We start from the raw sequence: 25,380 nt of genomic DNA on the forward strand, positions 1-25,380 counted from the left end.
ATGTCGCAGCGGACGGTGCTCAGCTGCCGGCTCGGTCCGTGCCCAGCTCCGGCAGCGCGGCGACGGCATGACGGATGTGCGCGGCGGTGAGCTCCGCCGCCTCCTCGGCCCGTCCCTCCGAGATCGCCCGGAGGATCTCGTGATGCTGCGCCCTCAGGGAGTCCGCGATCTCCTCCCAGCGCGCGACCTCGGTGAGCGCATCGAGGATCGGGGCGCGCAGGGAGGCGCGGATCGCCCCGGTCATGGCGGAGAACAGCGCATTGCCCCCGGCCTGGGCGATCGCGAGGTGGAAGGCGGTGTCCGCATCATTGAAGTCCTCGCGGCTCACGCCGGGATCGTCCATCACCCTCAGCAGTCGTTCGAGCTCGGCGAGGGCGTCGGCGTCGGCGCGCTCCGCGGCGAGCGAGGCACTCGCCTGCTCGAGCAGGATCCGTGTCTCGATGACCTCGTGCCGGCCGAAGTTCGACAGGGCCACATGGAGACGGAGGAATCGTTCCAGGGCGGCGCTGGGCATCGCGGCGACGAACGTTCCCGCGCCGCGACCGGATCCCACCTCGGAGCGGAGCACCCCGTAGGCCTGGAGGACCCGGATCGCCTCGCGCACTCCCGCACGGCTCACCCGGAGGCGGGCGGCGAGCTCCCGCTCGGGCGGCAGCAGGTCGCCGACGGCGAGGGCGCCGCTCATGATCTGGTCCTCGATCGCGTCGATGACCAGCTCGTAGGTGCTGCTGCGGGTGACCGGGGTCCAGGCGGCGTCCGCCGCGGCGGAACGACCAGCCTGCGGTCTGACCTCATCGCCATTCGTCGTGTCGACCATGGCCCTGTTCTAGCACAGAGGGCTCCGCGGCACGGCCGTGCCCTCCGCAGCCTTGCCCTCCACGCCGTGCTCTCCGCCGCCTTGCCCTCCGCCGACGAAGGATCTAGCATCCGTGGTGATCGACATGTGGTCAGACCACAGCGCGGTCGGCACGATGATCAGCCCCGCCCGCACCCCCAGCAAGGAGAACCCCGTGGTCCAGCGTCAGGTGCCCCGCCCCGCAGAGCTCCTCGAACTGATGAAGTTCAAGAAGCTCGACCTCGATCCGAAGCACCGCCGACTCAGCGCGGCACTGACCATCGACGACCTGCGGACGATCGCGAAGCGCCGCACCCCCGCCGCCGCGTTCGACTACACCGACGGTGCCGCCGAGGGCGAGATCTCGATGGAGCGCTCCGTCCAGGCCTTCGAGGACATCGAGTTCCATCCCTCGATCCTGAACGACGTCTCCCAGGTGGACACCACCGCCCAGATCCTGGGCGGGAGCTCGGCGCAGCCGTTCGGCATCGCCCCGACCGGCTTCACCCGCCTGATGCAGACCGAGGGCGAGGTCGCCGGGGCCGGTGCGGCCGGGGCCGCCGGGATCCCCTTCACGCTCTCCACCCTCGGCACCTCGTCGATCGAGGAGGTGCAGGCCGCGAACCCGCTGGGCCGCAACTGGTTCCAGCTGTACGTGATGAGGCAGCGGGAGATCTCCTACGGGCTCGTGGAGCGGGCGGCGAGGGCCGGCTACGACACGCTGTTCTTCACCGTGGACACCCCGGTGGCGGGAGCCCGACTGCGCGACTCCCGCAACGGCTTCTCGATCCCGCCCCAGCTGAGCGCCGGCACGGTGATCAACGCGATCCCGCGCCCCTGGTGGTGGTGGGACTTCCTGACCACGCCGAAGCTCGAGTTCGCCTCGCTCAGCGAGACCGGCGGCACCGTCGGGGAGCTGCTGGACTCGGCGATGGATCCCAGCATCGACTTCGACGATCTCGCATATATCCGCGAGCTGTGGCCCGGGAAGCTGGCGGTCAAGGGCGTCCAGACCCTCGAGGACGCGAAGAAGCTCGCCGATCTCGGGGTCGACGCGATCGTGCTGTCCAACCACGGCGGTCGCCAGCTGGATCGCGCCCCGGTGCCCTTCCATCTGCTGCCCCAGGTGGCCCGCGAGGTCGGCAAGGACCTCGAGATCATCGTCGACACCGGTATCCGCAGTGGGGCCGACATCGTCGCCGCGATCGCCCTCGGCGCCGACTTCACCCTCATCGGCCGGGCCTACCTCTACGGCCTGATGGCCGGCGGCCGCGCGGGCGTGGACCGGACGATCGAGATCCTCTCCGACGAAGTGGAGCGGACGATGAAGCTGCTGCAGGTCCAGACCCTGCAGGACCTCACGCCGGAGCACGTCACCCAGCTCAGCCGCTACAGCCGGCTGGAGACGGGTCGCGACAGCTCCCTGCGGTGAGCCGTCGGGCTCCGCGATCGGCGCGACGGCGCGGCCCCCGCTGTTCCCTTCCCCCTGTCCGCGGCCGAGGCATAGAGTCGATCCATGACCACCGACGATTCCTCTGCCCCCGCCCCTGCCGCCGACGCCACGTTCTCGGCCCCGGACATCAAGCCCCGCAGCCGTCAGGTCACCGACGGGCTCGGCGCGACCGTCTCCCGCGGCATGCTCCGTGCGGTGGGGATGGGGGACGCGGACTGGGACAAGCCCCAGATCGGTATCGCCAGCTCCTGGAACGAGATCACGCCCTGCAACCTGTCGCTGGACCGGCTCGCACAGGCGGCGAAGGAGGGCGTGCATTCCGGCGGCGGGTATCCGCTGCAGTTCGGCACCATCTCGGTCTCCGACGGCATCTCGATGGGCCACGACGGCATGCACTACTCGCTGGTCTCCCGCGATCTGATCGCCGACAGCGTCGAGACGGTGATGAGCGCCGAGCGGCTGGACGGCTCGGTGCTGCTGGCCGGCTGCGACAAGTCCCTGCCGGGCATGCTGATGGCCGCCGCCCGCCTGGATCTGGCCAGCGTGTTCGTCTACGCGGGCACGATCATGCCGGGCCGGGTGAGCCTCTCCACCGGTGAGGAGAAGGAGGTCACCATCATCGACGGCTTCGAGGCCGTCGGCGCCTGCGCGCGCGGGCTCATGAGCCGTGAGGACGTCGGCCGCATCGAGCGCTCCATCTGCCCCGGCGAGGGCGCCTGCGGCGGCTACTACACCGCCAACACCATGTCGACGGTCGCCGAGGCGATCGGGATGTCGATCCCCGGCTCGGCCACTCCCCCGTCGGCCGATCGTCGGCGCGACGCGGATTCGCGTCGCGCGGGAGAGGCGGTGGTGGAGATGCTGCGGCAGGGCATCACCAGCCACGACATCATGACCAAGGCCGCCTTCGAGAATGCGATCGCGGTGGTCCAGGCCTTCGGCGGCTCCACCAACGCGGTGCTGCACCTGCTCGCCATCGCCCACGAGGCCGATGTCGACCTCAGCCTCGACGATTTCGCCCGCATCGGCGCGAAGGTGCCGCACCTCGCCGATCTGAAGCCCTACGGCCGGTACGTCATGAACGACGTCGACCACGTGGGCGGCATCCAGGTGGTGATGAAGACCCTGCTGGACGAGGGGCTGCTGGACGGCGACTGCCTGACCGTCACCGGCTCCACCATCGCCGAGAACCTCGAGGTGCTCGCCCCGCGCCCGGCCGACGGGAAGGTGCTCCGTCCTGCGTCGGCGCCGATCGCCCCCACCGGCGGGATCACGATCCTGCACGGCAGCCTCGCCCCGGAGGGCGCGGTGGTGAAGTCCGCCGGCTTCGAGGCCGATGTCTTCGAGGGCACCGCCCGCGTCTTCGAGCGCGAGCAGCATGCGCTGGACGCCCTGAACGACGGCACGATCACCCACGGCGACGTGGTGGTGATCCGCTACGAGGGCCCCAAGGGCGGACCGGGCATGCGCGAGATGCTCGCGATCACCGGTGCGATCAAGGGGGCGGGGCTCGGCAAGGACGTGCTGCTGATGACCGACGGCCGCTTCTCGGGCGGCACCACGGGGCTGTGCGTCGGCCACATCGCGCCGGAAGCGGTGGACGCCGGGCCGATCGCCTTCGTGCGCGACGGGGACCGGATCCGGCTCGACGTGGGCACCGGCAGCCTCGACCTGCTGGTCGACGAGGACGAGCTCGCCGGTCGCCGCGAGGGCTGGGAGCCGCTGCCGCCGAAGTTCACCAAGGGCGTGCTGGGCAAGTACGTCAAGCTCGTGAAGTCGGCCTCGACCGGAGCGATCCTCGGGGACTGAGGGCCGGGGCGGCCCCCGGCTCAGATCCCGGGCCCGCGGACTGTCCCACCCCGTCCCTAGGCTCGGGACATGTCTTCCTCGGGTTCGATCCTCGCGCACCCCGCCTCGGGCGGCACCGCCCACACCGAGCGGGAGACGATCCGCGCCCTCCTGCTGGAACGACGGCCTGATCTCGACCATCGCCTGCTGGTCGGCCCGAGCGGTGCGCTGCTGATCCCGCTGCCCGCGGGGCGCAGCATCGAGATCGGCCGGATGCGCCGGCGCGGGGAGCCGCGCTGGGTGGTGGTGTCCCCCTCGGCGGACGGCGCGACGCTGCGGGAGCCGACGAGCCTCGGCGCCGTCGTCCGCACGGCGCTGAGCGCCCTGCGGGAGGTCGAGGCGCGGCGCTGACGCCCACCCGTCGGCCGCCCCTGCTAGCGTCGCCGACATGAACGACAGTGCACAGCAGATCGACGACGCGACGGCCTCCGCCGACGCCTCCCGCCATCTCGACATCATCATCGAACGCCCCTGGCGCAGGGTGTACGAATTCGCGAGCGACCCGCGGAACCTCCCGCGCTGGGCCGCCGGACTCGCCGGCGGTGAGGTGCAGCGCGAGGTCTCCCAGTGGTCGATGAACTCCCCGATGGGACGGGTGCTGATCAGCTTCGTCCCGGAGAACGAGTACGGGGTCATGGACCACACCGTCACCCTCCCCAGCGGAGAATCGGTGCTCAACCCGCTGCGGGTGCTGGCGCTGGACGATTCCCGCTGCGAGGTCGTGTTCACCCTGCGCCGGGGCACGATGTCCGCGAGCGAGTTCGCGGAGGATGCGGAGGCGGTCGCCGAGGACCTCGCCACGCTCAAGGAGATCTGCGAGCAGGGCTGAGCAGGCGGAGCGTCACCGATGTCGGGCCAGCCCGACATCGACCGGCCCGGTGCCAGGATGGGACGCGCGGCCCCGCCCCCGCAGAGTGGAGACATGACCACCGTGACCGTGCCCGACTCCCTCCAGGGGCAGACCCCGCCCACCTCTGCTCCCGCCGCGCCTGCTCGGCCCTGGTCGATCCGCCGCTGGGCGGCCCGGATCGGACGGTTCCTCGCCTACGGCTTCCTCGCCACGGTGCTGGGAGCCGTCGGCTTCTCCCTCGTGATCGGCCTGCTGTCCGCCGGCGCGGCCACCGTCGTCGTCTGGATCGGGCTGCCGATCCTGGTGGCCGGGGTGCTGGTGGCGCATGGTTTCGCGAAGGCAGAACGAACTCTGCAGTCCACGATCCTGGGCACCGTGCTTCCCACTCCGGCACCGGTCCGGGCTCCGGCGGGCGCCGGCAGGGTGCGCCGCCTGCTCACGCCGCTGACGGACCCCCAGAGCTGGCTGGATTCGCTCTGGGTGCTGGTCAATTTCCTGCTCGCGCTGATCACCGTCCCGCTGGCGCTGGCCTGGACGGTGGGCGCTCTCGCGACGGTGGGCGGGCCGGTGGCGACCCTGGTCCTGGAGCAGACCCTCCCACCCGCGGAGGACAGCGGCCTGGCTGCGCTGATGGGGGTCGCTGAGCCGTACACGCTGGCGGTGGATGTGAGCCTGCAGTTCCTCGCCGGGCTGCTGTTCCTGCTCACGCTGGGTCCGGTGGTGCGCGGGCTCACCGCGCTGCACCGATCGGTCGCGCGCGGTCTGCTGAGCTCGCGGTACCGGGATCAGCAGCGCCTGCTGCGCACGGAGCAGTCCCGCGCCGCGGGCCGCTCCGCGGAATCCGCCGCTCTGCGGCGTCTCGAGCGGGACCTGCACGATGGGCCCCAGCAGCGCCTGGTGCGCGCCTCGATGGACCTCGCGCGGGTGGAGTCGCTCGCCCAGAAGGATCCTGAGAAGGCACGGGCAGTGCTGCGGGAGACCCGTGAGCAGCTGGGCCTGACCCTCGATGACCTCCGCCGCCTCTCCCGCGGCATCGCTCCGCCGGTGCTGGTGGACCGCGGGCTCGCCGCCGCCCTCACGGAGCTCGCGGCGATCTCCCCGATCCCCGCCACGGTCGAGGCCCCCGAGCTGGAGCTGCCCGAGCATGTCGAGATCGGTGTGTACTACGTCGTCTCCGAATCGTTGACCAATGCCGCCAAGCATTCCGGGGCCCGGAGCGTCCGGGTGGAGCTGGCCCGGATCGGCGATGATGCTCGGGTGAGGATCGAGGATGACGGGCGCGGGGGCGCCGAGATGCGCGCCGACGGGGGTCTGGCCGGCCTCACCGGCCGCGTCGCCTCCCTGGAGGGCCGGCTCACGGTGACGTCGCCGCCGGGCCACGGCACGCGGATCGAGGCGGTGATCCCGTGCGCGTCCTGATCGCGGACGACTCCGCGCTGATCCGGGAAGGCCTGCGCCTGGTGCTCGAGGAGGCCGACCACGAGGTGGTCGGCACCGCCGCGACCGGGACCGAGCTGGTGGCGCGTGCGCTGGAGCTGCGCCCGGATCTGATCATCTCCGACATCCGGATGCCCCCCCACCCATACCGATGAGGGCCTGCGGGCTGCCCAGCAGATCCGCGCGCAGTGGCCGCAGGCGCCGATCGTTCTGCTGAGCCAGTACGTGGTGGTGGGCTATGCGACCGAGCTGATCGAATCCGGGGTGCAGTCCACGGGCTACCTGCTCAAGGACCGCGTCTTCGACATCAGGGCCTTCCTCGAATCGATCGAGCGGGTGGCCGCCGGCGGCGTGGCGATCGACCCGGACGTGGTCGGGCAGGTGATCTCCTCGCGTCGGCGCACCCCGTTGGACGAGCTCACACCGCGCGAGCGCGAGGTCCTGGAGCTGATGGGTGAGGGGCTGACCAATGCCGGCATCTCGCAGCGCCTGTACATCAGCGGCGGCGCGGTGGAGAAGCACACGCAGCGCCTGTTCGCGAAGCTCGGGCTCAGCGAGGATGCGGGCGTGCACCGCCGGGTGACCGCGGTGCTGACCCTGCTGGCTCGCTGAGAGACTGCTCGCCCGGAGCGCGATCCTGCCCGGTGGGAGATCGCACGATCATTCCTCCCCACCCCTGCATCATCCACAATCCTCACCGGCATTCTTGACAGCGCCCCGAAATTGTTCTCTCACCTGTATTCGCGCTGCTCCTCGTGGTGGGGCTGCACCGTCGAAGCGATCTCCCGCACCCACGAACCCTGCGGGCACTGCGCCCACCGAGATGACCGTTCCTCCACCGAGCATCTTCATCCACATTCTTTTCCACACTTTCTTCCACATTCTGTGCCGTCGTGCGGAGTTATCCACAGATTCCGCGCTGGGGGTGGCAACGCATATCGCACGTGACTACGATTACGGGTATGGAATCGACGACACCGAGCGACGACGGGGACCGCCCCGGTGAGGATGCGCCTCACCGGGACGGCGCTTCGCCCTCGGTGGACGTCCTGGCCTCCGCGGCCTCCACCCTGATCGACGTCGAGGCGAGCCCGGCGGCGCGGGTCGTGCTCGCACAGGTGCTCAGCGCCACGCTCGTGGCCTTCACCCGTACCCGATCGGTGCGCGACCCCCTGCCCGACACCGCCGCCGGATCCGCTGAGGAGGCGCTCGCCGTCCTCTCCGGGATCGATCAGCTGCGCTCCTCGCTCTCCGCGATGGATGCGACCTGGCAGGTCGCCGCGGAGCAGCGCATCCGTCGCGCAGATGCCCAGCGCGGGCTCCCGGCGTCACACCAGGGCAGAGGTGCCCACAGCGAGATCGCGCTGGCCCGCCGCATCTCCCCAGCCGCGTCCTCCTTCTCCCTCGCCTCCGCTCGGCGTCTCCTCCAGCACATGCCCGGCACGGTCGACTCCCTCTGGGAGGGCGCCGTGACCGCACAGCAGGCCTCCACGGTCGCGGGCGCGCTCTCGAAGGCCTCGCCCGAGACCTGCCGTCGGATCGACGAGCTCATCCAGCAGGATCCGCAGACCCTCCAGGGGAAAGGGCACAAGCGCCTGCGCTCGGACATCGAGAAGATGGTCCAGCGCCTGGAGCCCGAGACCTCCCGGGAACGCGCGGAGCGCGCCGCGCGGGAGCGGCATGTGACCATGACACCGCTGGCGGACGGGATGGCCCGGGTCACCGCCGTCCTGCGCGGCATCGATGCCGTGGGGATGATGCAGGCCCTGCACTCCGGTGCCGGATCCCTGCGCGCCGCCGGGGAGAAGAACTCCGTCCAAGCCCTCGAGGCGGACCTGCTGGTCGACGCCGTGCTCACCCGCGGCCCCTCCGCAGTCCCGGTGCCCTCTCATGAGGCGCCACAGGCTCCTCGCCGTCCGCGGCCGCAGCCCGGGCTCGACGTCGGCATCGTCATCTCCGACACCGCCCTGCTGGGACGTGACGACGACGCCGAGAGCGCTCACCTCGAGGGGTACGGCATCATCCCGGCGCACATCGCCCGTGATTCCCTGCTCGGCAGGCCTCCGGGGCACCTGCGCCATGGTGAGGACGAGCATCCCGACGAACAGGTCTCCGCGTTCTACCGGCGCCTCTACACGAGCCCGACCACCGGAGAACTGGTCGCGATGGAGTCGCGCTCCCGAGCGTTTCCCGCCGGGCTGGCCCGCATGATCCGCTGGCGGGACATCACCTGCCGCACCCCATGGTGCAATGCGATGATCCGCCAGAGCGACCATGTCCTCCCCTTCCACCGCGGCGGGGCGACCAGCTACGCGAATGGTCAAGGGCTGTGCGTGCGCTGCAACCTGCTCAAGGAGCACGGACTGTGGGTGCTCGCGCCCCTGAGCGGCGAGAGCGCACCGAGCACGGCATCGGCCCCGACATCCGACGGCACGCCGGGCACGCCGGGCACGCCATCGGCGCCGCCCCCAGCATCGTCGCCGCCCACGGCCTGGTTCTGGACCAGTCCGCACGGAGCGCAGGGAATCTCCTGGACTCCCCCGATGCTCGCCCCGCCACCACCGGAGGCGCCACCGGGCCCGGCACCGGCCTCCGATCCTCCGCCGGATCCGCCACCGACATAGGGTTGGTCATCACGGCCGCGGCGATCTGTCGTCACGCGCCTCGTGACCCTCGTGGAAGAAGCACCATGTCCGTCCCCCTCACGATCCGTATCCTCGGCGCCGGCGTATCGGGGCTCGCCGCCGCGATCCTGCTCGCCACGGACGGGCACCGGGTCGAGCTGATCGACGAGCACTTCGCGACTCCCGCCGTCGGGACCGCGCTCGCGCTGTTCCCTCCCGCACAGTCCGTGCTCGCCCGGCTCGGAGTGCTGCGGGAGGTGCGGACGCTCTCAGCAGCCCCCGAGGTCGGCACGCTCCGCACCTCCGACGGGCAGGTCCTCGCAACCGTCCCGGCGGGCGATGCTCTGCTCACCTCCCGCTCCGAGCTGGTACGCATCCTGCTGGACGCCCTCCCTGGTGCCGTCACCACCACCAGGCGACGCGTCGAGGACATCCGTCCCCTGCGTGAGGGGGCCGACCTCCTGATCGGGGCCGATGGCGTCCACTCCCTCGTGCGCCGCTCCGGCGGGTCCGGCTGGGCGGCCGCCCGCTCCCACGGCGTGACCGTGCTGCGCGGGACCACGCCGCTCGCCCCGCCGGAGATCTCGGAGACCTGGGGGCGGGGCTGGCTGTTCGGCATCACTCCCCTGGCCGGGATCGGCACCAACTGGTTCGCCTGCGTGCCCGAGCACCGCACCGGCTCCCGGCGCGAGGACCTCGCACATCTGCGACGCACGGTGGGCGGGCATCGCGCGGTGATCGACGCGGTCCTTGCGGCGGCCACCCCGCAGCGCACCCTCGTGCACGGCATCCACACGGTGGGGCCGGTGTGGCCCGTCCGGCAGAACGTCGTGCTGCTGGGCGATGCGGCGCACGCGATGGCACCGAATCTCGGACACGGCGCGAACACGGCCCTCCAGGATGCGCAGTCCCTGGCCCTCGCGGTGCGTGCGCAGCGGGGGCGCGGATCCGCTCCGTACGCAACGGCGGCAGGAGTGCGCCGTTCGCTGCGGAGGCATGCTGCACGCCGTGCCCTGCCCGATCAGGGGTGGCGGCTGGCCTCGGAGGCGACGCTGCGAGTGGCCATGACGTCATCGGCCGCCGGATGGCGCGATCGGATGCTCACCGCGAGCCTCGGGCGGCTCGGCCCGCGCTCCGGATGAGCGGTCGGCGGGGCCCGCTCAGCGGAGCTTGCGCGCGAGGGTGGAGATGACGTGCCAGTGCTTCTTCTCGGACAGGAAGCGGCCGTCCTCGTCACGCATCGAGCGATCGATCACCTGGAAGTCGCTGAACATCGCGTCGATCTCCTCGAGCGGCAGGGTCGCCACGTCAGGACGCTCCGCCCAGGAATCGTTGGTGCCGAAGAAGTCCACCGCCATCACGCCGCCGCGCGGCAACGAGGCCACGAGCTTGCGCCACACCTCCGGCAGCGCCGTCGGGCCCAGCAGGCCCAGCGTGTAGGTCGAGTACACGATCTGAGCGGAGGGGAAGACCGGGACGTCCGCGATGTCGGTGTGGTGGAACTGGACCGAGCCGGACATCCGCTCGTTCTCCACCAGTCGGGCGGCGAGGGTGTCATCGCTGTCGTAGGCATGCACCGTCCAGCCGTGACGGGCGAACTGCAGGGAGTCGGCACCGGCACCAGCGCCGAGGTCGAGCACGACCCCCGGTTGGCGGTCGCCACCGACCGCTGCGATCGCCTGGGTCACGAGGCGGCGAGCGGGGCGGCCCGCCGCATGGGCGTTCAATGCTGCCCAGTCAACTTTCTCCGCCGTCTCCATGCATTTCAGGCTCTATCATGCAGATGCCCATTTCAACTTGCCGTGACGCAGGACGCGTCAAGTTTCGTCACTGGCGAACACCCGGGCATACTGCGCCCTCCCCGGAATCCGGACGGCGACCGGATCCCCGCTGTGCCGACCCTGGGCCGCACCGCCCGCCTAGGATGGCGGGCATGTCGGCCCCCTCCCTGCGCATCGCTGCGGTCTCCCTGCACACCTCCCCCCTCGAGGATCCGGGCGGGGCCGATGCCGGCGGCATGAACGTGGTCGTGCTCGAGCAGTCCCTCGCGCTCGCCCGCCTCGGGCACCGCGTCGACCTCTTCACCCGGCGCAGCGATCCCCTGGCCCCGGACATCATCGAGATCACCACCGGGGTGCGGCTGCACCATCTCGACGCGGGCCCTGCAGCGCCGCTGGCCAAGAGCGCGATGGAACAGGCGATCGCACCGTTCCGCACCGCCCTGCACACGGTGCTCACCGCCGACGACCCCGCCGGGGGCTGGGACCTCGTCCATTCCCATCACTGGTTCAGCGGGGTCGCCGCCCTCCCCGTCGCACGCGAGCTCGGCATCCCGCATCTGCAGTCCTTCCATTCGGTGGCGGCCCCGGAGGGGGCCGGGTCGCTCGATGCCGGGGAGCCCGCCGAGTCCCACGGCCGCATCCCGGGCGAGCAGTTCGCCGCCACCGGCTCCGACCTGGTGGTCGCGGTGTCCGAGGCCGAGGCCCGCACGGTCGGTGAGCGGTACGGGGTCCCGGGCTCCCGGCTGAGCGTGGTCCGTCCCGGCGTGGACATCGAACGCTTCTGCCCCTGCCCCGATGTGGAGGAGCGACGGCTCGGTCCCACGGTGCTGTTCACCGCCCGGCTGCAGCCGTTGAAGGGGCCCGATCTCGCCCTCGAGGTCCTCGCCCGCCTGGATCCGGCGCTCGGTGCCCGACTCGTGCTCGCCGGCGGCACCTCGGAGGACTTCGCGGACTACCTCGAGGAGCTGCGGGCACTGGCGGACGAGCTCGGGGTCGGGGACCGGGTGGAGTTCGTCGGCTCCCTGGGTCGCGACGAGCTGGCCGAGGCGATGCGCTGCGCGGGTGCGCTGCTGCTGACCAGCTGGTCCGAGACCTTCGGACTGGTCGCCCTGGAAGCCCAGGCCAGCGGCACACCGGTGCTCGCCTGGCGCTGCGCGGGCGGGGTGCAGGAGGCCGTCGGTCCCGAGGGGCTCGTGCTCGAGAGCCGTGACCCCGACGTCTGGGCCGAGGCGCTGCAGTCCCTGCTCGGTGACGCGGGCCGCTACCGCACCGCGGTGCGCTCCGCTCGGGAGTTCGCCGCGACCCGTACCTGGGATGCCGCGGCGGAGTCCCTCGCCGGACTCTATGCCGCCGTCATCGCGCATCCCGCGATCCAGGCCCCGGTCCCGGTCCCCGATCCCTGGCGGGTGCTGGACGAGGCCGCGACGGTCCTCGCCGTGCACGCGCACCCGGACGACGAGTCCCTCTCGACCGGGCCCCTTCTCGCCTCGCTGACGTCGGCCGGGACCCGGGTGGTGCTGGTCACGGCGACCCGCGGGGAGGAGGGCGAGATCGTGCCCGGGGCGCTCGACGCCGAGGAGTCCCGGCCTCTCGAAGAGGTCCGCGAGGCTGAGATCGCCGCCGCGGCCTCCACCCTGGGCGTCGCCGAACGGCACTGGCTCGGCACCGCCCCGGCCCTGTCCCCCGGTGCCGCGCCGCGCCGGTACCGGGACTCGGGCATGCGGTGGGTGCAGGAGGGCCTCGCGGGCCCCTCGGAGAGCGCCGGGCCCGACAGCTTCTCCCTCCGCCCGCTCGAGGACGCCGTCGCCGACCTCGTGGCGCTCCTCGAGGCGGTGCGGCCGGATGCCGTCATCGGGTACGACGACGAGGGGACGTACGGGCACCCCGACCACGTCCGGGCGCATCACGTCGCCGTCACGGCCTGTGCCCGCGCCGGGATCCCGCTGGTCGAGATCGCCAGCGTGCTCCCGGACGGCTCCGGGACCGGGGCAGGGACCGGGTCAGGGACGGGGGCCGGCTCCGGCATCCGGGAGCGCGACCATCCCGGCACAGCGGAGGTCGTGCTGCGCGCGGTGGACTCCTACCGCACCCAGCTCACCGTCGTCGGCGAGGAGCCGGGCGGCATCGCGATCCGCCATGTCGGCGGGCAGGACGACGTGGTGCGGCTGCGCACCGGACTGCACGTGCGGGACTGACGGGCCGAGACTCAGAGCGAGACGTCCACCAGCGTGGGCAGGTGGTCCGAGGCCCCGGCGAGCCGGGCCTCCTCGACCGTGCGGGTGGAGTGCACGGCGCGGGCGTCCTGCACCCGGATCCCGTCTGTGACCAGCACCGCGTCGATGCGACGGCTCGGGGACGCGGCCGGGAAGGTGTGGCCTGCGGGATCTGCATCGTCCACCGGATCCCTGAGCAGCGGCGCGAGGAAGCGGCGCGCCGCGCCGTCGGCCGTCTCGTTGAGGTCCCCGCCGACGATGACCGGCGCCCCGGCACCGCGCACCAGCGCGGCCAGGTGCTCCGCGTGCCGCTGCCGGTTGTCCTCCTGGAGCGCCAGATGCGTCGCGGCGACCACCACGGCGCCGCCGCCGGGGACCGAGAGCCGCACTGCGGCGATCCCGCGCGGATAGGTCGAGTTCAGATCCGACACCGTCTGCGCCACGGGGTGCGCGCCGCGGCGGATCACCTGGGCCGCGACCTCGTCGGTGACGAGGATCGCCAGGCCTCGACCGCCGACGCCGCCGAGCAGCACCCGTCGGCCGATGCGGCGGGCCAGCCACTGCAGCCGGGCCGTGGGCAGCACGAAGCGCGGCGCCTCCTGGATCAGCAGCACGTCCGGCTGCAGGTCCTCGGCGGCCCCGATCAGCGCGGCGAGGTCCCCGCGCAGCTCCCACAGGTTCCAGCTGAGGATCCGCAGCTCCCACGACGCCCGCCTCACGCGCGATTCCCCTCGCCGTCGTCGCGGACCATCGGCGCGATCACGCGCTCGACCAGGCCCTTGAGCTCGTCGACCTCGTAGCTCGGCCACCCGAAGAGCATCCGTCGCCATTCCGGCAGCACCGCCTTGGGACCGAGCGCCGCCCCCATCAGTGCCCCGGTGATGCACGCGATCGTGTCGGTGTCGTAGCCGGCGCGCACCGCCGACCGCAGTGCCGCGCCGAGCGCATCCCGCTGGGCGAACTTGCCCTCCGGGATCGGGCTGACGCCGGCGATCGCCGCCCAGGCGGCCTGGAAGGCACCGACCACCCAGCCGTTGCGGCGGAACATCACCGGCGTCGAGAGCTCCGCCTCCTCGATCCGTTCGAGCCACACCGCGCGGCGGTCGGCGGGAAGCCGCTGAAGCCCCACCCGCACATCGATCTCGCCGGTGCGGACGGCGTGGCGCACGGCCAGTCCCCACAGGACGTTCGCCTCGATCGTGTCGGGATGCACGTGTGTCAAGCGGCACACCGCGGTGATCGCCTCGACCGCGTCCTCCACTGGGGACAGCAGGTACGGCAGCACGGTCACGTGCACCCGCATCAGCGACCCGTTGCCCGCGGAGGCCGGAAGCTGCTCATGGGCGGTGGCCGCGGCGCTCCGGAAATCCTTCGCCCGCGGCGCGTAATGACCGTCCTCCCGGGCCAGCTCCGCCGCGGTGCGGACCACCTGCGAGGTGAGCGTGCCGATGTCCGGGGTGCCCAGCGACCACGAGTACCACTCCCGTGTGATGTGGTCCTGCGCCGTCTCGACCCGCAGGTCATGCCCGTCGGAGGCGGCGAGGGACGCCTCCAGCACCACGATCGCCATCGCGGTGTCGTCGGTCCACTCCCCCGGCTGCCAATCGAGGACCCCGCCCCCGATCATGTCGATGTCCTCGGAAGCGGGCACCGGCGGCTGGAACTCGTAGGGGGCACCCAGTGCATCTCCTGCCGCCGCTGCCACGACGGTGCCGACGGCACGCTGGCGCTGGGCCGGAGAAAGGCCCTCCGAGGGGGAGTTCATGGCATCCGTCGTCACGCGCCCATGGTTCCACACCGGTGGCAGCGGACTGCACACGGTCCGGCCCCGGTACCCTGGTGAGGACCCAGAAGGAGCCCCATGACCGACACCCCCGCGGCCTCCGCACCGCACTTCGACGACCCCCACGACCACACCGGCCACGACCATCCGCCCACCGGCGCGGACCTGGTCCGGGACCTCGTCAAGGGCCTGTCGATCCAGGCACTGCTGATCCCCGTGCTGGCGCTCGTCCTGGTGCTGGCGATCCTGCCCTTCGCGCCGCTCACCCCGGTCCCGCTGCTGCTGGGCATCGGGCTGGGTGCCGCGCAGCTGATCTCGTTGGTGGCCACCAGCCTGTTCGTGGCTCGCACCCGCACCCAGCTGGCCGTGAACCCGGGCCTGCTGGCGGTGCGCAGCGCGGTCGAGGAGCTGCTGCGGGTCGCGGCGGTGCTGATGGCGATCCTGCTGTGGCCGGCGGACGTCCGCCCGGAGCTCGGCATCTGGGTCGGTGCCGGCTGCGCGCTGGTCTGGCTGATCCTCGCCACCGCCCAGACCATCACCACCCGGCAGCGGATCGCCCGTCCCGGGGAGTGGTCGAAGGAGGCGATCTCCACGATGCTGGCGCACCGGATCGGCGCCCGCTCCACCGTGCTGATGCGCCTGCTCGACGTGGCCGGCACCGTGATGTTCCAGGTCGGTGCCACGGTGCTGGTGATCCTCTCGCCGGTGCTGGCGATCGGCACGATCGTGCTCTCAATCGGCGTGGGGCTCTCCACGCTGGTGCTGCACCGCCGCTCGCCGGCCGAGCGCTCCCGCAGCCCCTGGGCCTATGTACCCGTGGGCCTGGGGCTGCTCACCCTGGCGCTCGCCGCCTTCGGGCTGCTCGCCCTCTGATCCTTCCCGTCCGCCCCACCCCGCAGGAGCCAATGATGACCACTGCCCCCGCCCCCTCCACGCCCGCCCGCCGCTCCGGACTCTCCCTCGACCAGGTCGATACCTCCGTCCGCCTCCAGGACGACCTCTTCGGTCACGTCAACGGCCGGTGGCTGCGCGAGCACGAGATGCCCGCGGACCGCTCGAGCGATGGCGCCTTCCACGCCCTGCGCGACCTCTCCGAGGAGCGGGTGCGGGAGATCGTCGAGGAGGCCGCGGCCGATGAGGAGACCCGCGATCCGCGCGGTGACAGGGTCCCCGCCACCGACCATGCGCGGGTGGGCGCCCTGTACCGGATGTTCCTGGACACCGAGGCGATCGAGCGGGCCGGCCTCGCCGTGCTCGAGGACCTGCTGGGCACCGTCACCGCCACCACGGATCTCGAGGGGATCGTGCGTGCCATGGCCGCCCCGGACTCGGGCGCCTCCGCGCTGCTGGCCTATGTCTGGACGGACGACATGGACTCGACGAGCTACCAGGTGAAGATCCACCAGGGCGGGCTGGGCCTGCCGGACGAGTCCTACTATCGCGAGGAGCGCTACGCCGAGATCCGCACGGCCTACGCCCGGCACCTCGCGAACCTCGCCCGCCTCGCCGCGCTCCCCGGACGCGACGGGCTGATCGCCGGGAGCGCCGAGGACCTCGCCGCCGCCGTGATGGACTTCGAGACCCGGCTGGCCGCGTGCCACCTGGACGTGGTGCGACTGCGCGACCGGGAGAAGTCCTACAACCCGATGGACGCCGCGCAGCGCGGTGAGCTGGCTCCCGCCTTCCCCTGGGACGCCTATCTCGAGGGCACCGGCGCTCCGGCCCCGGTCCTCGAGGTGATCTCGATCGGTCAGCCCGAGTTCGTCGCCGCCGCCGCCGAGCTGCTGGCCGGGGAGGACCTCGCGGTGCTGCGCTCGTGGCTGGCCGTCCACGCCGTCTCCTCCTACGCCCCCTACGGCCCGGCAGCCCTGGTCGACGAGGACTTCGCCTTCTCCGGGAAGATCCTCTCGGGGGCTGAGGAGCTGCGGGAGCGGTGGAAGCGCGCCGTCGCCTTCGTCGAGGGTGCCGTCGGATTCGCCGTGGGCCGCGAGTACGTCGCCCGCCACTTCCCGGCCTCCCACAAGGAGCGCATGACCGAGCTGGTCGACGCGCTGATGGATGCCTACCGCGACTCCATCGAGGACCTGCCGTGGATGACCCCGGCCACCCGCCAGAAGGCACTGGCCAAGCTCGAGAAGTTCACCCCGAAGATCGGCTACCCCGAGCGGTGGCGCGAGTACGACGGCCTCGAGATCGTCCCCGGCGACCTGGTCGCCAGCGCCCGCGCATCCCGCCGTTTCGAGGCCGCCTACGAGTTCGCCAAGGTGGGAGGGCCGATCGACGAGACCGAGTGGCACATGACCCCGCAGACGGTCAACGCCTACTACAACCCCGGCGCCAACGAGATCGTCTTCCCCGCCGCGATCCTGCAGCCGCCGTTCTTCGACGCCGAGGCCGACGACGCCGTGAACTTCGGGGGGATCGGCGCGGTGATCGGGCACGAGGTGGGCCACGGCTTCGACGACCAGGGCTCGAAGTACGACGGCGACGGCAACCTGCGCTCCTGGTGGACGCCCGAGGACCGCGAGTCCTTCGACGCGCGGGCCGCGCAGCTCATCACCCAGTACTCGGCACTCTCCCCCCGGGAGCTCGATGACGCCCACCGCGTCAACGGTGCGCTGACCATCGGTGAGAACATCGGCGACCTGGGCGGGCTGTCCATCGGGGTGAAGGCCTACCTGGCCAGCCGCGACGCCACCGAGGTGGAGACCGAGATCGACGGCTTCACCGGCCTGCAGCGGGTGTTCTGGTCCTGGGCCACCGTGTGGCGCGGGAAGAATCGCACCCAGGAGGCGATCCGCCGTCTGGCGGTGGATCCCCATGCCCCGATGGAGTTCCGCTGCAACACGGTCGCCGGCCACCTCGAGGAGTTCCACACCGCCTTCGACGTCCGTGAGGGTGATGCGATGTACCGCGCCCCCGAGGAGAGGGTGAGCATCTGGTGAGGCCCGAGCCCCCGTTCTACGTGGGCCGCACGCGGCCCTCCTCCATCGGCTGGACCCGCATCGCGATCACGCTGGTGGCCGGGGCCGTGCTCGCGATGCTGATGGCTCAGCGCTCCACGCCGACGGGCGTCCTGCTGGTGGCGGTGCTGTTCCTGGGCCTCGCGGTGTGGACCTGGATGGGGCAGTGGACCCGCTTCATCGTGGACGAGCACGGGCTGACGGTGAGCCTCGGAGGGTTCCTGCCCCGCAAGCCCTGGCCGCTGGCGGACTTCCGCACCGTCCAGCTGCGCGAGCTGCCGCGCTCGCGGGTGGGCGTGACCCTCGGCGGCTATGGATGGCGTCGCAGCCGGGCGACGACCCCGCAGCCCGCGGAGCTGACCCCCGTCGGGTCGCGGAAGATCTTCACCCTCGATCAGGTCCAGCAGCCCTACCGGATGCTGGTCACCCGGTCGGGGACGATGGTCGAGATCATCGGCCGCGGCTCCACCCACTACATCCTCTCCCCCGAGGACCCGCAGGCCACGGCGGCCGCCGTCGACCAGGCGATCCGCGCCCGGCGCTGAGCGGGTAGACTCACCTCTCGTCATCCACTGACAGGGGAGCACCGCGAGGTGCTGAGAGTGCGCATCCTGCGCAGACCCTCGAACCTGATCCGGCTCACACCGGCGTAGGGAGTCGGGATATCCGTGGAGCGCCGCCGGTGCCCGCGCCCCTTCCAGAGGGAAGGAGAAGTGATGACTCGTTTCCGCACCGTGGACCTGCTGGTCACCGTTCTGATCGGCGCCGCCTTCGGCGTCGCGTACCTGGGCTACGGCCAGCTGTACACGCTGATCGGGCCGCTCACCGCGGCGTTCAAGCCCGCCGAGGGCCTGCTGGCCGGGATCTGGTTCCTGCCGGCGATGCTCGCGGGGCTCATCGTGCGCAAGCCCGGTGCCGCCCTGCTGGCCGGGATGATCGCCGCCGTGCTCTCGATGCTGCTGGGCAGCCAGTGGGGCTGGGGCACCGCGATCTCCGGTCTGATGCAGGGCGGCGGCGTCGAGCTCGCGTTCCTGCTGACCCGCTACCGGCGCTTCACCCTGCCGGTCGCCGTGCTGGGCGGCGTGCTCGCCGCGCTGCTGGAGTGGGGATGGGAGAAGTTCGCCTACTACCAGGAGATGAGCTGGGCCTTCTCCGGCGTGATGCTCGCCTGCTTCGTGCTCTCCGGGGCGCTGCTGTGCGGCGGGCTCGGCTGGGCGGCGACCCGGGCGCTGGTCTCCACCGGCGCGGTGGACGCCCTCGCCGCCGGCCGCGAGCACGCCCGGGTCGCCGAGGCCTGAGCAGGCGGCCGCGATCGCCCTCCCCCGCTCCCCCGCCACGACCGGTCGGCAGCTGACCGGTCTGAGCTGGCGACCCCTGACGCGCTCCCGGCCGACGATCGCCTCGCTGGACCTGACGATCCCGGCCGAGCAGCGGGTGCTGCTGGCGGGTGCCAGCGGCAGCGGGAAGTCGACCGTGCTGCGTGCCCTCGCCGGGCTGCTGGACGAGGAGTCCGGCGAGGGCACCGGTCTGCTGTCCCCGCCGTCCCGGCCCGGGGAGGCCGGGCTGCTGCTGCAGAACCCCTCCCATGCACTGGTCGCCGCGACGGTCTTCCGCGATGTCGCCTTCGGGCCCGAGAACGCCGCGCTGCCCCGGCCGGAGATCCATGAGCGGGTGGCCGCGGCCCTCGCAGCGGCGCAGGTGGGGCTGGATCCCGAGCGGGGGCCGCTCGAGGTCTCCGGCGGGCAGCAGCAGCGCATCGCGCTGGCCGGCAGCCTGGCCCTGGGCCCCGAGCTGCTGCTGCTGGACGAACCCACCAGCATGCTCGACCCCGAGACCGCCGAGCTGGTGCGCGAGGCGATCCTCGCCGCCGCCGACGGAGCCGGACTGGTCGTCGCCGAGCACCGGCTGGGGCCCTGGCTGGCTCATGTGGACCGGTTGGTGGTGCTCGGCGAGCAGGCGCAGATCCTCGCCGACGGGGCGCCGAGCGATGTGCTGCGCGAGCAGCGCGAGCTGCTGCAGGAGATCGGGGTGCTGGCCCCCGAGGAGACGCGCGCTGCGCGATCAGCCGGGGCGCGATCAGCCGGGGCGGGGCCGGTCGTCGCCTCGCTGTGCGGCGTCACCGTCCCCGCCCGCGGGCTGACCTCTCCCCTGGACCTCGAGGTGCGCGCCGGTCGCCTCAGCGTGCTCACCGGCCCCTCCGGGGCGGGGAAGACCACCGTGCTGGGCACCCTGCTCGACGCGGACGCCCCTGCGACCGGCGAGGTCCAGCGGCCGGAGCCCGCACGGATCGCGGCGGTCCCCCAGAACCCCGAGCATTCCTTCGTCGCCACCACCGTGCGGGCGGAGCTGAGCGCCTCCCCCTGGGCCACCGATCCCGAGCTCGCCGCTCAGCTGCTGGAGCGCGCCGGTCTGGCGCACCTCGCCGGTGCCCACCCGCACCGCCTCTCCGGCGGGGAGCAGCGCCGACTCGCGACCGCCGCCGCCCTCGCCCAGTCCCCGGACCTGCTGGTGCTGGACGAGCCCACCGTCGGCCTGGACGCCCGGCGGCGCCGGGATGTGCAGGCGCTGCTCGCCGACGCCGCGGATCGCGGCTGCGCCGTGCTGGTCGCCACCCACGACCCCGAGCTGATCGCGGCCGCCGCCGACCGGTTCGAGCTGCCGGCCCCGGATCCCGCCGGACCGCCTCCTGCCCCGCGCCGCCGGATCCCGGCCGACGCCCTGAACCCGCTGACCCTGTCCCTGATCGGGATCCTCGCCGCGATCGGCTCCTTCGCCGTCCAGACCTGGCAGGGCGGACTGCTCGCCCTGCTCCCGACGGTGCTGCTGGCGCCGCTGGCGGTGCGGACGCTGCGCGGCGGCGCCCTGCGGCTGCTCCCGATCCTGCTCTCGGCGGCGGGACTCGCCTGGACCACGGCCCTGCTGGGCGATGCCCCACCGCTGTCGACCCAGGCGTGGCTGCTGGGGCTCAAGGAGGCCGCCCGGATCACGGCCTTCGTGGCCCCCGGGGTGCTGGCGCTGGGCAGTGTGGAGGCCACCGCGCTCGGTGACGCGCTGGGGCAGCGACTGCGCCTGCCCGCCCGGCCGGTCGTCGCCTCGGTGACCGCGCTGGTGCGGGTCGGCCACCTGGGCCGGCAGTGGGACATCATCGCCCGGGCCCGGAGGCGGCGGGGCCTGGGCGGCGCGCGGTCCCCGCGGCTGCTCGCCGGGACCACGCTCGCACTGCTGGTGGACACGCTGCGCGGGGCGGAGCAGCAGGCCCTGGCGATGGATGCCCGCGGGTTCGCCGGGGCGGACCGCCGCACCTGGGCCGAGCCCAGCACGCTGGGCCGCGCGGACCTGCTCGGCGCCCTGATCGCGGGAGGCTTCCTGGTCTGGCCGCTGATCGCGGGGATCCTGGCGGGATGAGCACGTCGTACCCTGGAACGGTGAACGAGGACACCCCGCCCCAGCCCACCAGCCCTGAGAACCCCGCCGGCGCCGAGGACGAGGCCGTCATCGCCCTGGCCCACTCGCTGCTCGACGCCGCCCGCACCGGCGACGCCGCCGCCCTCCTGTCGCTGGTCGACCAGGGCGCCCCGGTGAACCTGCGCGACGGGGCCGGGAACTCCCCGCTGATGCTCGCCGCCTATCACGGGCATGCCGAGCTGGTCCGGGAGCTCGCCGCCCGCGGAGCCGATGTCGACCTCATGAACGACCGCGGCCAGAGCCCCCTCGCGGGCGTGGCCTTCAAGGGCTTCACCGACGCCGCCCGGGTGCTCCTGGAGGCGGGAGCCGATCCGGACCTGGGCCGCCCCAGCGCACTGGAGACGGCGACGTACTTCGAGCGCGCCGAGATCCTCTCCCTGATCCAGGCGCGCCGGGCATAGGCCGGGTTCTCGGCCCGGGTCAGGCCCGGGAGGGCCTCAGCACCATCGCGACGTGCTCGATCCCGGCCTCCATGAACGGCTCCCCCACGGTCTCGAAGTCCATCGCCGCGTACCACTGCTCGAGGTAGGCCTGCGCATCGATGTGCACCCCAGCGCCCGGCGACGTCGCCCGGAGGTGCTCGAGCGCTCCGGTCATGAGCTGCCGTCCATACCCGCTGCGGCGGTGCGCACCGTGCACCGCCACCCGACCGATCCGCACGATGCCGTCCGGCTCATGCAGCACCCGAAGATGCGCGACCGGTGTGCCCGCGAGGCCCATCGCCGCGGCCTCCGCGCTCGGCAGCTCGAGCCACATGAGCGTGGTGCCGGGCTCGAGGTCCCGGCCGTCGAGATCCGGATCTGTGGCCCTCTGCTCGATCGCGAAGACGTCCTGGCGCAGCTTCGCCAGCAAGTACAGGGTGCGCGGGTCGATCTCGGCGAGGGCCGCCCGGCGCAGCACCGCGCAGGTGCTGGAGTCCGTGTCGTTCATGCGGTCACGGTACGGCACCCCGCCCCCGGACGTATCCTGCAGGGACGCCGCTCCACCGTCGAGAGGACCCCCATGGCCCAGTCCCCCACCGCCGAGGACGATCAGCGCTTCCTCGACCTCGCGATCGAGCAGGCGTCCATGAGCTGGGACGAGGGCGGGGTGCCGATCGGTGCCGTCCTGGTCCACCAGGGCAGGGTCCTCGCCGCCGGGCACAACCAGCGGGTGCAGAAGGGCTCCGCGATCCTGCACGCCGAGACCGACACCATCGAGCGTGCCGGACGGCTCAGCGCCGGCGTCTACCGCGAGAGCGTCCTGTACACGACCCTGTCGCCGTGCCTGATGTGCGCAGGCACCGCACTGCTGTACGGGATCCCGCGCGTCGTCGTCGGCGAGAACCGCAGCTTCGAGATGTCCGAGGCGCTGCTGCGCGAGCGCGGGGTGAGCGTCGATGTCCTGGACGATGCGCGCTGTCGGGCCCTGATGGAGCGGATGATCGTGGAGCGTCCGGAGATCTGGAGCGAGGACATCGGGGTGGAGAGCTCGGAGCTCGATCGCTGAGGAACGGACGTGAGAGAACGGTGGGCCGTCATCCGAGGAGACGGCCGAGGGCCTCTCGCCAGGCGTCGACCATGAGCGGTCCACCGTGACCCTCCTCCTCGACGAGCACCAGCTCGCTGTCCGGCCAGGCGCGATGCAGCTCCCACGCGGTCAGGGCCGGGCCCGAGACGTCGCGGCGGCCATGGATCAACACGCCGGGGATCCCGGCGAGGCGGGGCATCCCGCCGAGCAGTCCTGCGCCGGGCGAGGCACCCCAGTCCCCCGCCCAGTCGGCGACGAACCCGTCGTGGGCCCAGTAGTGGCTGACGAGCCGGGCGAAGCCGCGCTCGTACTCGGACACGCTCCGATCCCCCTCCACGGGATGCGGCTGTGCGGGACCTCCCCCGCCGATCCCGATGTGCGCGTCCTCCCAGGTCATCCAGGCCCGGGCGGCGTGATCGACGAGGGCCCCGTCCGGCCCGGTGAGCATCCGCCGGTAGGCCTCGACCAGGCGCAGCCGCTGCGAGGAGCGGTCACGACGGTCGAAACCTCCGTGGGTCTCGGCGACGGAGGCGAGAGCATCCCACGCCTCGGGATAGAGCGCGCCGACCCCCTCCGTGATCCAGTCGACCTCGCGACGGGAGGTAGAGGTGACGGCGAACAGCACCACGCCCAGCACCCGCTCGGGATGGGCCTGGGCGTAGGCGAGGGCGAGGGTGCTTCCCCAGGAGACGCCCTGGACGACCCAGGACGTGACCCCCAGATGCTCACGTAGCCGCTCGAGATCGGCGACCAGGTGCGCGGTGGTGTTCGTGCTCAGGTCAACAGCTCCGGGCGCTCCCGCCCCGGGCACGGAGCGGCCGGCGCCCCGCTGGGACACGCCGATGACCCGGGCACGGCCGGCCGGGGACTGCCGCCGATAGCCGGGGGTGAGCCTGCCTCCCGGCCCGCCGTGCAGGTAGAGGGTGGGCACGCCGTCGGCGCTGCCGGACTCCTCCCAGAAGATCTCGTGTCCGTCGCCGACGGGGAGGAATCCCTCTGCGGTCGTGGCGGGCGGGGGTGGAAGCGGTGGGGTGCTCACGCAGCTTTCCCGTCGGCCGTCTCCGAGGCCAGCGCCCAGGGAGCGGCCGGGTTCTCGCGGGTCCAGCTCGCCCGGCGGCGGCGCCGGCTCTGGCAGCGCGGGCACCAGAACACGGTGCGGGCGGCGAGGTCCGCCGAGCGCACGGTGGTGCCGCACAGCCGGCAGGGCAGGGTCTGGCGGTGGTAGACGTAGAAGGATTCTTCCCGGGGCACCACGTCCGGGTCCTCGTCCCCGTTCTGCCGGGTGCCGCGGGAGCGCTCGACGATCCGCGCCTCGAGCTCCCGGTGCTCCGGCTGGGTGGTGACGATCCGTCCGGTGCGGGCGCCGTAGGTCATCAGCGCGACCAGGTCCTCCCACATCTGTGCGAGCATCCCGGTGCTGAGGTCCTTCCCCGGCACCAGCGGGTCGAGGCGGGCCCGGAACAGCAGCTCGGCGCGGTAGATGTTGCCGATCCCGGCGACGACCTTCTGGTTCATCAGCAGCGCTCCGATGGTGGTGCGGGACCGGCGCACGGCCTCGATGAAGCGGCGGCGCTCCCGGCCGACGGGATCGGGGCGCAGAGGATCCGGGCCCAGCCGCTCCAGCACGGCCCTGCGCCCGTCGGCGTCGAGGATCTCGCAGGCGGTGGGACCGGTGAGGTCCGCGAGCCCCCGGGCCCCGGCGATGCGCAGGCGCACCGTCGGCCGGGGCACGAGGCGGCGCCAGTCGGTGACTCCCGCAGCGTCCAGCTCCTCCTCCTGCTCGCCCCTCCGCAGCCGCGGCGCGCCGATCGCATGCGCGTCCGCGAAGCCGGGCTCACCGGCGAAGGTCCAGGAGCCGTACAGGCCCAGGTGGATGTGGACGTGCCGCACCACCGGCGCGCCCGGGTCGACGTCCTCCGTGGGGGCCAAGGGCAGGAACAGGTGCTTGCCGACCGCCTCCGCGCCCAGCAGCACCATCTGGTCCAGCTGGGCCGCCTCGGAGAACCGGCCCTGCGGGCTCGAGGTCCGCACCCGCTGTCCGCCGAAGGCGCGCTCGAAAGCGGCGGCCAGCCGGTGGACGGTATGCCCCTCCGGCATTACTCGGTCGTCGACGAGGCGGAGCTCGCGTACCCGCCGGTGCGCTCGTAGAGGCCCACGAGGTCGATCCTGCGCTGGTGGCGCTCCTCGCCCGGGAACGGCTCTGCGAGGAACAGATCGATCAGCGCCTCGAGCTCGTCCTCGGAGTGCTGGCGCGCGCCGACGGAGATGACGTTGGCGTCGTTGTGCTGACGAGCCAGGCGGGCCGTGTCCTCGTTCCACACCAGGGCCGCGCGGACGCCGGCGACTTTGTTCGCCGCGATCTGCTCGCCGTTGCCGGAGCCGCCGATCACGATGCCGAGGGATTCCGGGTCCGCGACCACGGCCTCCCCGACGTCCGTGCAGAACGGCGGGTAGTCGTCCAGGGCGTCGTAGGCGTGGGCGCCGTGGTCGGTGACCTCGTGCCCCTTCTGCTGCAGCACCGCCACCAGGCGGTTCTTGAGCTCGAAGCCGGCGTGGTCGGTGCCGATGTGCACGCGCATGTCAGGGGGTCTCTCTCTCGGTGGGCCGGAACGGGCGCGG

General features: G+C 72.5%; 25 protein-coding genes and 1 riboswitch. Of the genes, 17 read left to right on the plus strand and 8 right to left on the minus strand.

The annotated features are described in order from the left end of the window. Positions 1-19 precede the first annotated feature (19 nt). The gene (locus CFK38_RS13530; RefSeq protein ID WP_096803540.1) at positions 20-817 is read right to left on the minus strand and encodes a FadR/GntR family transcriptional regulator; all 798 of its coding nucleotides are present in this window, start codon (positions 815-817) and stop codon (positions 20-22) included. A gap of 193 nt (positions 818-1,010) precedes the next feature. On the opposite strand from CFK38_RS13530, the gene CFK38_RS13535 reads away from it, so the two are divergent. The 9 genes from CFK38_RS13535 (at position 1,011) to CFK38_RS13570 (ending at position 10,189) form a co-directional block, all read left to right on the plus strand. Further along, entirely contained in the window at positions 1,011-2,267 is a 1,257-nt protein-coding gene (locus CFK38_RS13535; RefSeq protein WP_096804369.1) for an alpha-hydroxy acid oxidase, read from the plus strand. Between the two features lie 84 nt (positions 2,268-2,351). Further along, a complete protein-coding gene (ilvD, locus tag CFK38_RS13540; RefSeq protein ID WP_096803541.1) occupies positions 2,352-4,097 on the plus strand; it encodes a dihydroxy-acid dehydratase in 1,746 nt (581 codons plus the stop codon). Between the two features lie 69 nt (positions 4,098-4,166). Further along, on the plus strand, positions 4,167-4,487 hold the full coding sequence (locus CFK38_RS13545) for a response regulator (RefSeq protein ID WP_096803542.1): 321 nt from the start codon (positions 4,167-4,169) through the stop codon (positions 4,485-4,487). A 37-nt stretch (positions 4,488-4,524) separates the two neighbouring features. Then, positions 4,525-4,965, plus strand: coding sequence for an SRPBCC family protein (locus tag CFK38_RS13550; protein WP_096803543.1), 441 nt, complete (start codon positions 4,525-4,527; stop codon positions 4,963-4,965). A gap of 93 nt (positions 4,966-5,058) precedes the next feature. Further along, entirely contained in the window at positions 5,059-6,405 is a 1,347-nt protein-coding gene (locus tag CFK38_RS13555; RefSeq protein ID WP_096803544.1) for a sensor histidine kinase, read from the plus strand. Then, complete coding sequence (locus CFK38_RS17905) at positions 6,393-6,578, plus strand: response regulator (protein WP_420835783.1); 186 nt, start codon at positions 6,393-6,395, stop codon at positions 6,576-6,578. Before CFK38_RS13555 ends, CFK38_RS17905 begins: the two co-directional genes overlap by 13 nt. Positions 6,579-6,651: 73 nt before the next feature. Beyond that, on the plus strand, positions 6,652-7,035 hold the full coding sequence (locus CFK38_RS17910) for a response regulator transcription factor (protein WP_420835784.1): 384 nt from the start codon (positions 6,652-6,654) through the stop codon (positions 7,033-7,035). 350 nt (positions 7,036-7,385) lie between these two features. Beyond that, entirely contained in the window at positions 7,386-9,047 is a 1,662-nt protein-coding gene (locus CFK38_RS13565; protein ID WP_096803545.1) for an HNH endonuclease, read from the plus strand. Between the two features lie 65 nt (positions 9,048-9,112). Continuing rightward, positions 9,113-10,189 carry an FAD-dependent monooxygenase gene (locus CFK38_RS13570; RefSeq protein ID WP_096803546.1) on the plus strand — a complete coding sequence of 359 codons (1,077 nt, stop codon included), beginning with the start codon at positions 9,113-9,115 and terminating at the stop codon, positions 10,187-10,189. A gap of 18 nt (positions 10,190-10,207) precedes the next feature. Here the strand turns inward: CFK38_RS13570 and CFK38_RS13575 are convergent, their stop codons facing one another. Further along, the gene (locus CFK38_RS13575; RefSeq protein WP_096803547.1) at positions 10,208-10,807 is read right to left on the minus strand and encodes a class I SAM-dependent methyltransferase; all 600 of its coding nucleotides are present in this window, start codon (positions 10,805-10,807) and stop codon (positions 10,208-10,210) included. Positions 10,808-10,980: 173 nt separating this feature from the next. Here CFK38_RS13575 and CFK38_RS17625 point away from each other — a divergent pair, with 173 nt between their 5' ends. Beyond that, on the plus strand, positions 10,981-13,023 hold the full coding sequence (locus CFK38_RS17625) for a glycosyltransferase (protein WP_245851059.1): 2,043 nt from the start codon (positions 10,981-10,983) through the stop codon (positions 13,021-13,023). Between the two features lie 11 nt (positions 13,024-13,034). On the opposite strand, the gene CFK38_RS13590 is transcribed toward CFK38_RS17625, so the two are convergent. Continuing rightward, on the minus strand, positions 13,035-13,760 hold the full coding sequence (locus CFK38_RS13590) for an endonuclease/exonuclease/phosphatase family protein (protein WP_096803548.1): 726 nt from the start codon (positions 13,758-13,760) through the stop codon (positions 13,035-13,037). Further along, positions 13,757-14,821, minus strand: a complete 1,065-nt coding sequence (locus CFK38_RS13595) for an ADP-ribosylglycohydrolase family protein (RefSeq protein ID WP_245851061.1) — start codon at positions 14,819-14,821, stop codon at positions 13,757-13,759. Before CFK38_RS13595 ends, CFK38_RS13590 begins: the two co-directional genes overlap by 4 nt. 81 nt (positions 14,822-14,902) lie before the next feature. Between CFK38_RS13595 and CFK38_RS13600 the strand changes: the two genes are divergently transcribed. The 6 genes from CFK38_RS13600 to CFK38_RS13625 all read left to right on the plus strand — a co-directional run bounded on the left by CFK38_RS13600 (position 14,903) and on the right by CFK38_RS13625 (position 21,653). Beyond that, positions 14,903-15,697: a hypothetical protein gene (locus tag CFK38_RS13600; RefSeq protein WP_096803550.1), complete on the plus strand. Its 795-nt coding sequence runs from the start codon at positions 14,903-14,905 to the stop codon at positions 15,695-15,697. A gap of 35 nt (positions 15,698-15,732) precedes the next feature. Further along, positions 15,733-17,769 (plus strand): M13 family metallopeptidase, encoded by a 2,037-nt coding sequence (locus CFK38_RS13605; RefSeq protein ID WP_096804371.1) that lies wholly within the window; start codon positions 15,733-15,735, stop codon positions 17,767-17,769. Further along, positions 17,766-18,332 carry a hypothetical protein gene (locus tag CFK38_RS13610; RefSeq protein ID WP_096803551.1) on the plus strand — a complete coding sequence of 189 codons (567 nt, stop codon included), beginning with the start codon at positions 17,766-17,768 and terminating at the stop codon, positions 18,330-18,332. Before CFK38_RS13605 ends, CFK38_RS13610 begins: the two co-directional genes overlap by 4 nt. A 22-nt stretch (positions 18,333-18,354) precedes the next feature. Then, positions 18,355-18,460, plus strand: a riboswitch (TPP riboswitch). 43 nt (positions 18,461-18,503) lie between these two features. Next, positions 18,504-19,085 (plus strand): ECF transporter S component, encoded by a 582-nt coding sequence (locus CFK38_RS13615; protein WP_096803552.1) that lies wholly within the window; start codon positions 18,504-18,506, stop codon positions 19,083-19,085. Positions 19,086-19,191: 106 nt separating this feature from the next. Further along, positions 19,192-21,192, plus strand: a complete 2,001-nt coding sequence (locus CFK38_RS13620) for an ATP-binding cassette domain-containing protein (protein ID WP_275542299.1) — start codon at positions 19,192-19,194, stop codon at positions 21,190-21,192. Next, positions 21,189-21,653 (plus strand): ankyrin repeat domain-containing protein, encoded by a 465-nt coding sequence (locus CFK38_RS13625; RefSeq protein ID WP_096803554.1) that lies wholly within the window; start codon positions 21,189-21,191, stop codon positions 21,651-21,653. The genes CFK38_RS13620 and CFK38_RS13625 overlap by 4 nt, the downstream gene beginning before the upstream one ends. A 19-nt stretch (positions 21,654-21,672) precedes the next feature. Here CFK38_RS13625 and CFK38_RS13630 read toward each other — a convergent pair whose 3' ends face one another. Beyond that, entirely contained in the window at positions 21,673-22,182 is a 510-nt protein-coding gene (locus CFK38_RS13630; protein WP_096803555.1) for a GNAT family N-acetyltransferase, read from the minus strand. 72 nt (positions 22,183-22,254) lie between these two features. Between CFK38_RS13630 and CFK38_RS13635 the strand changes: the two genes are divergently transcribed. Further along, positions 22,255-22,740, plus strand: a complete 486-nt coding sequence (locus CFK38_RS13635; RefSeq protein WP_096803556.1) for a nucleoside deaminase — start codon at positions 22,255-22,257, stop codon at positions 22,738-22,740. Positions 22,741-22,768: 28 nt separating this feature from the next. Here the strand turns inward: CFK38_RS13635 and CFK38_RS13640 are convergent, their stop codons facing one another. Genes CFK38_RS13640 through CFK38_RS13650 form a run of 3 tightly spaced genes read right to left on the minus strand, consistent with a single transcriptional unit; the run spans position 22,769 to position 25,340 of the window. After that, entirely contained in the window at positions 22,769-23,800 is a 1,032-nt protein-coding gene (locus CFK38_RS13640; protein WP_096803557.1) for an alpha/beta fold hydrolase, read from the minus strand. Beyond that, positions 23,797-24,858, minus strand: a complete 1,062-nt coding sequence (locus tag CFK38_RS13645; RefSeq protein ID WP_096803558.1) for an Fpg/Nei family DNA glycosylase — start codon at positions 24,856-24,858, stop codon at positions 23,797-23,799. The genes CFK38_RS13640 and CFK38_RS13645 overlap by 4 nt, the downstream gene beginning before the upstream one ends. After that, entirely contained in the window at positions 24,858-25,340 is a 483-nt protein-coding gene (locus tag CFK38_RS13650; protein WP_096803559.1) for a ribose-5-phosphate isomerase, read from the minus strand. Before CFK38_RS13650 ends, CFK38_RS13645 begins: the two co-directional genes overlap by 1 nt. Positions 25,341-25,380 lie beyond the last annotated feature (40 nt).

Origin of the sequence: Brachybacterium vulturis, assembly GCF_002407185.1 — a bacterium.
Classification (GTDB): domain Bacteria; phylum Actinomycetota; class Actinomycetes; order Actinomycetales; family Dermabacteraceae; genus Brachybacterium; species Brachybacterium vulturis.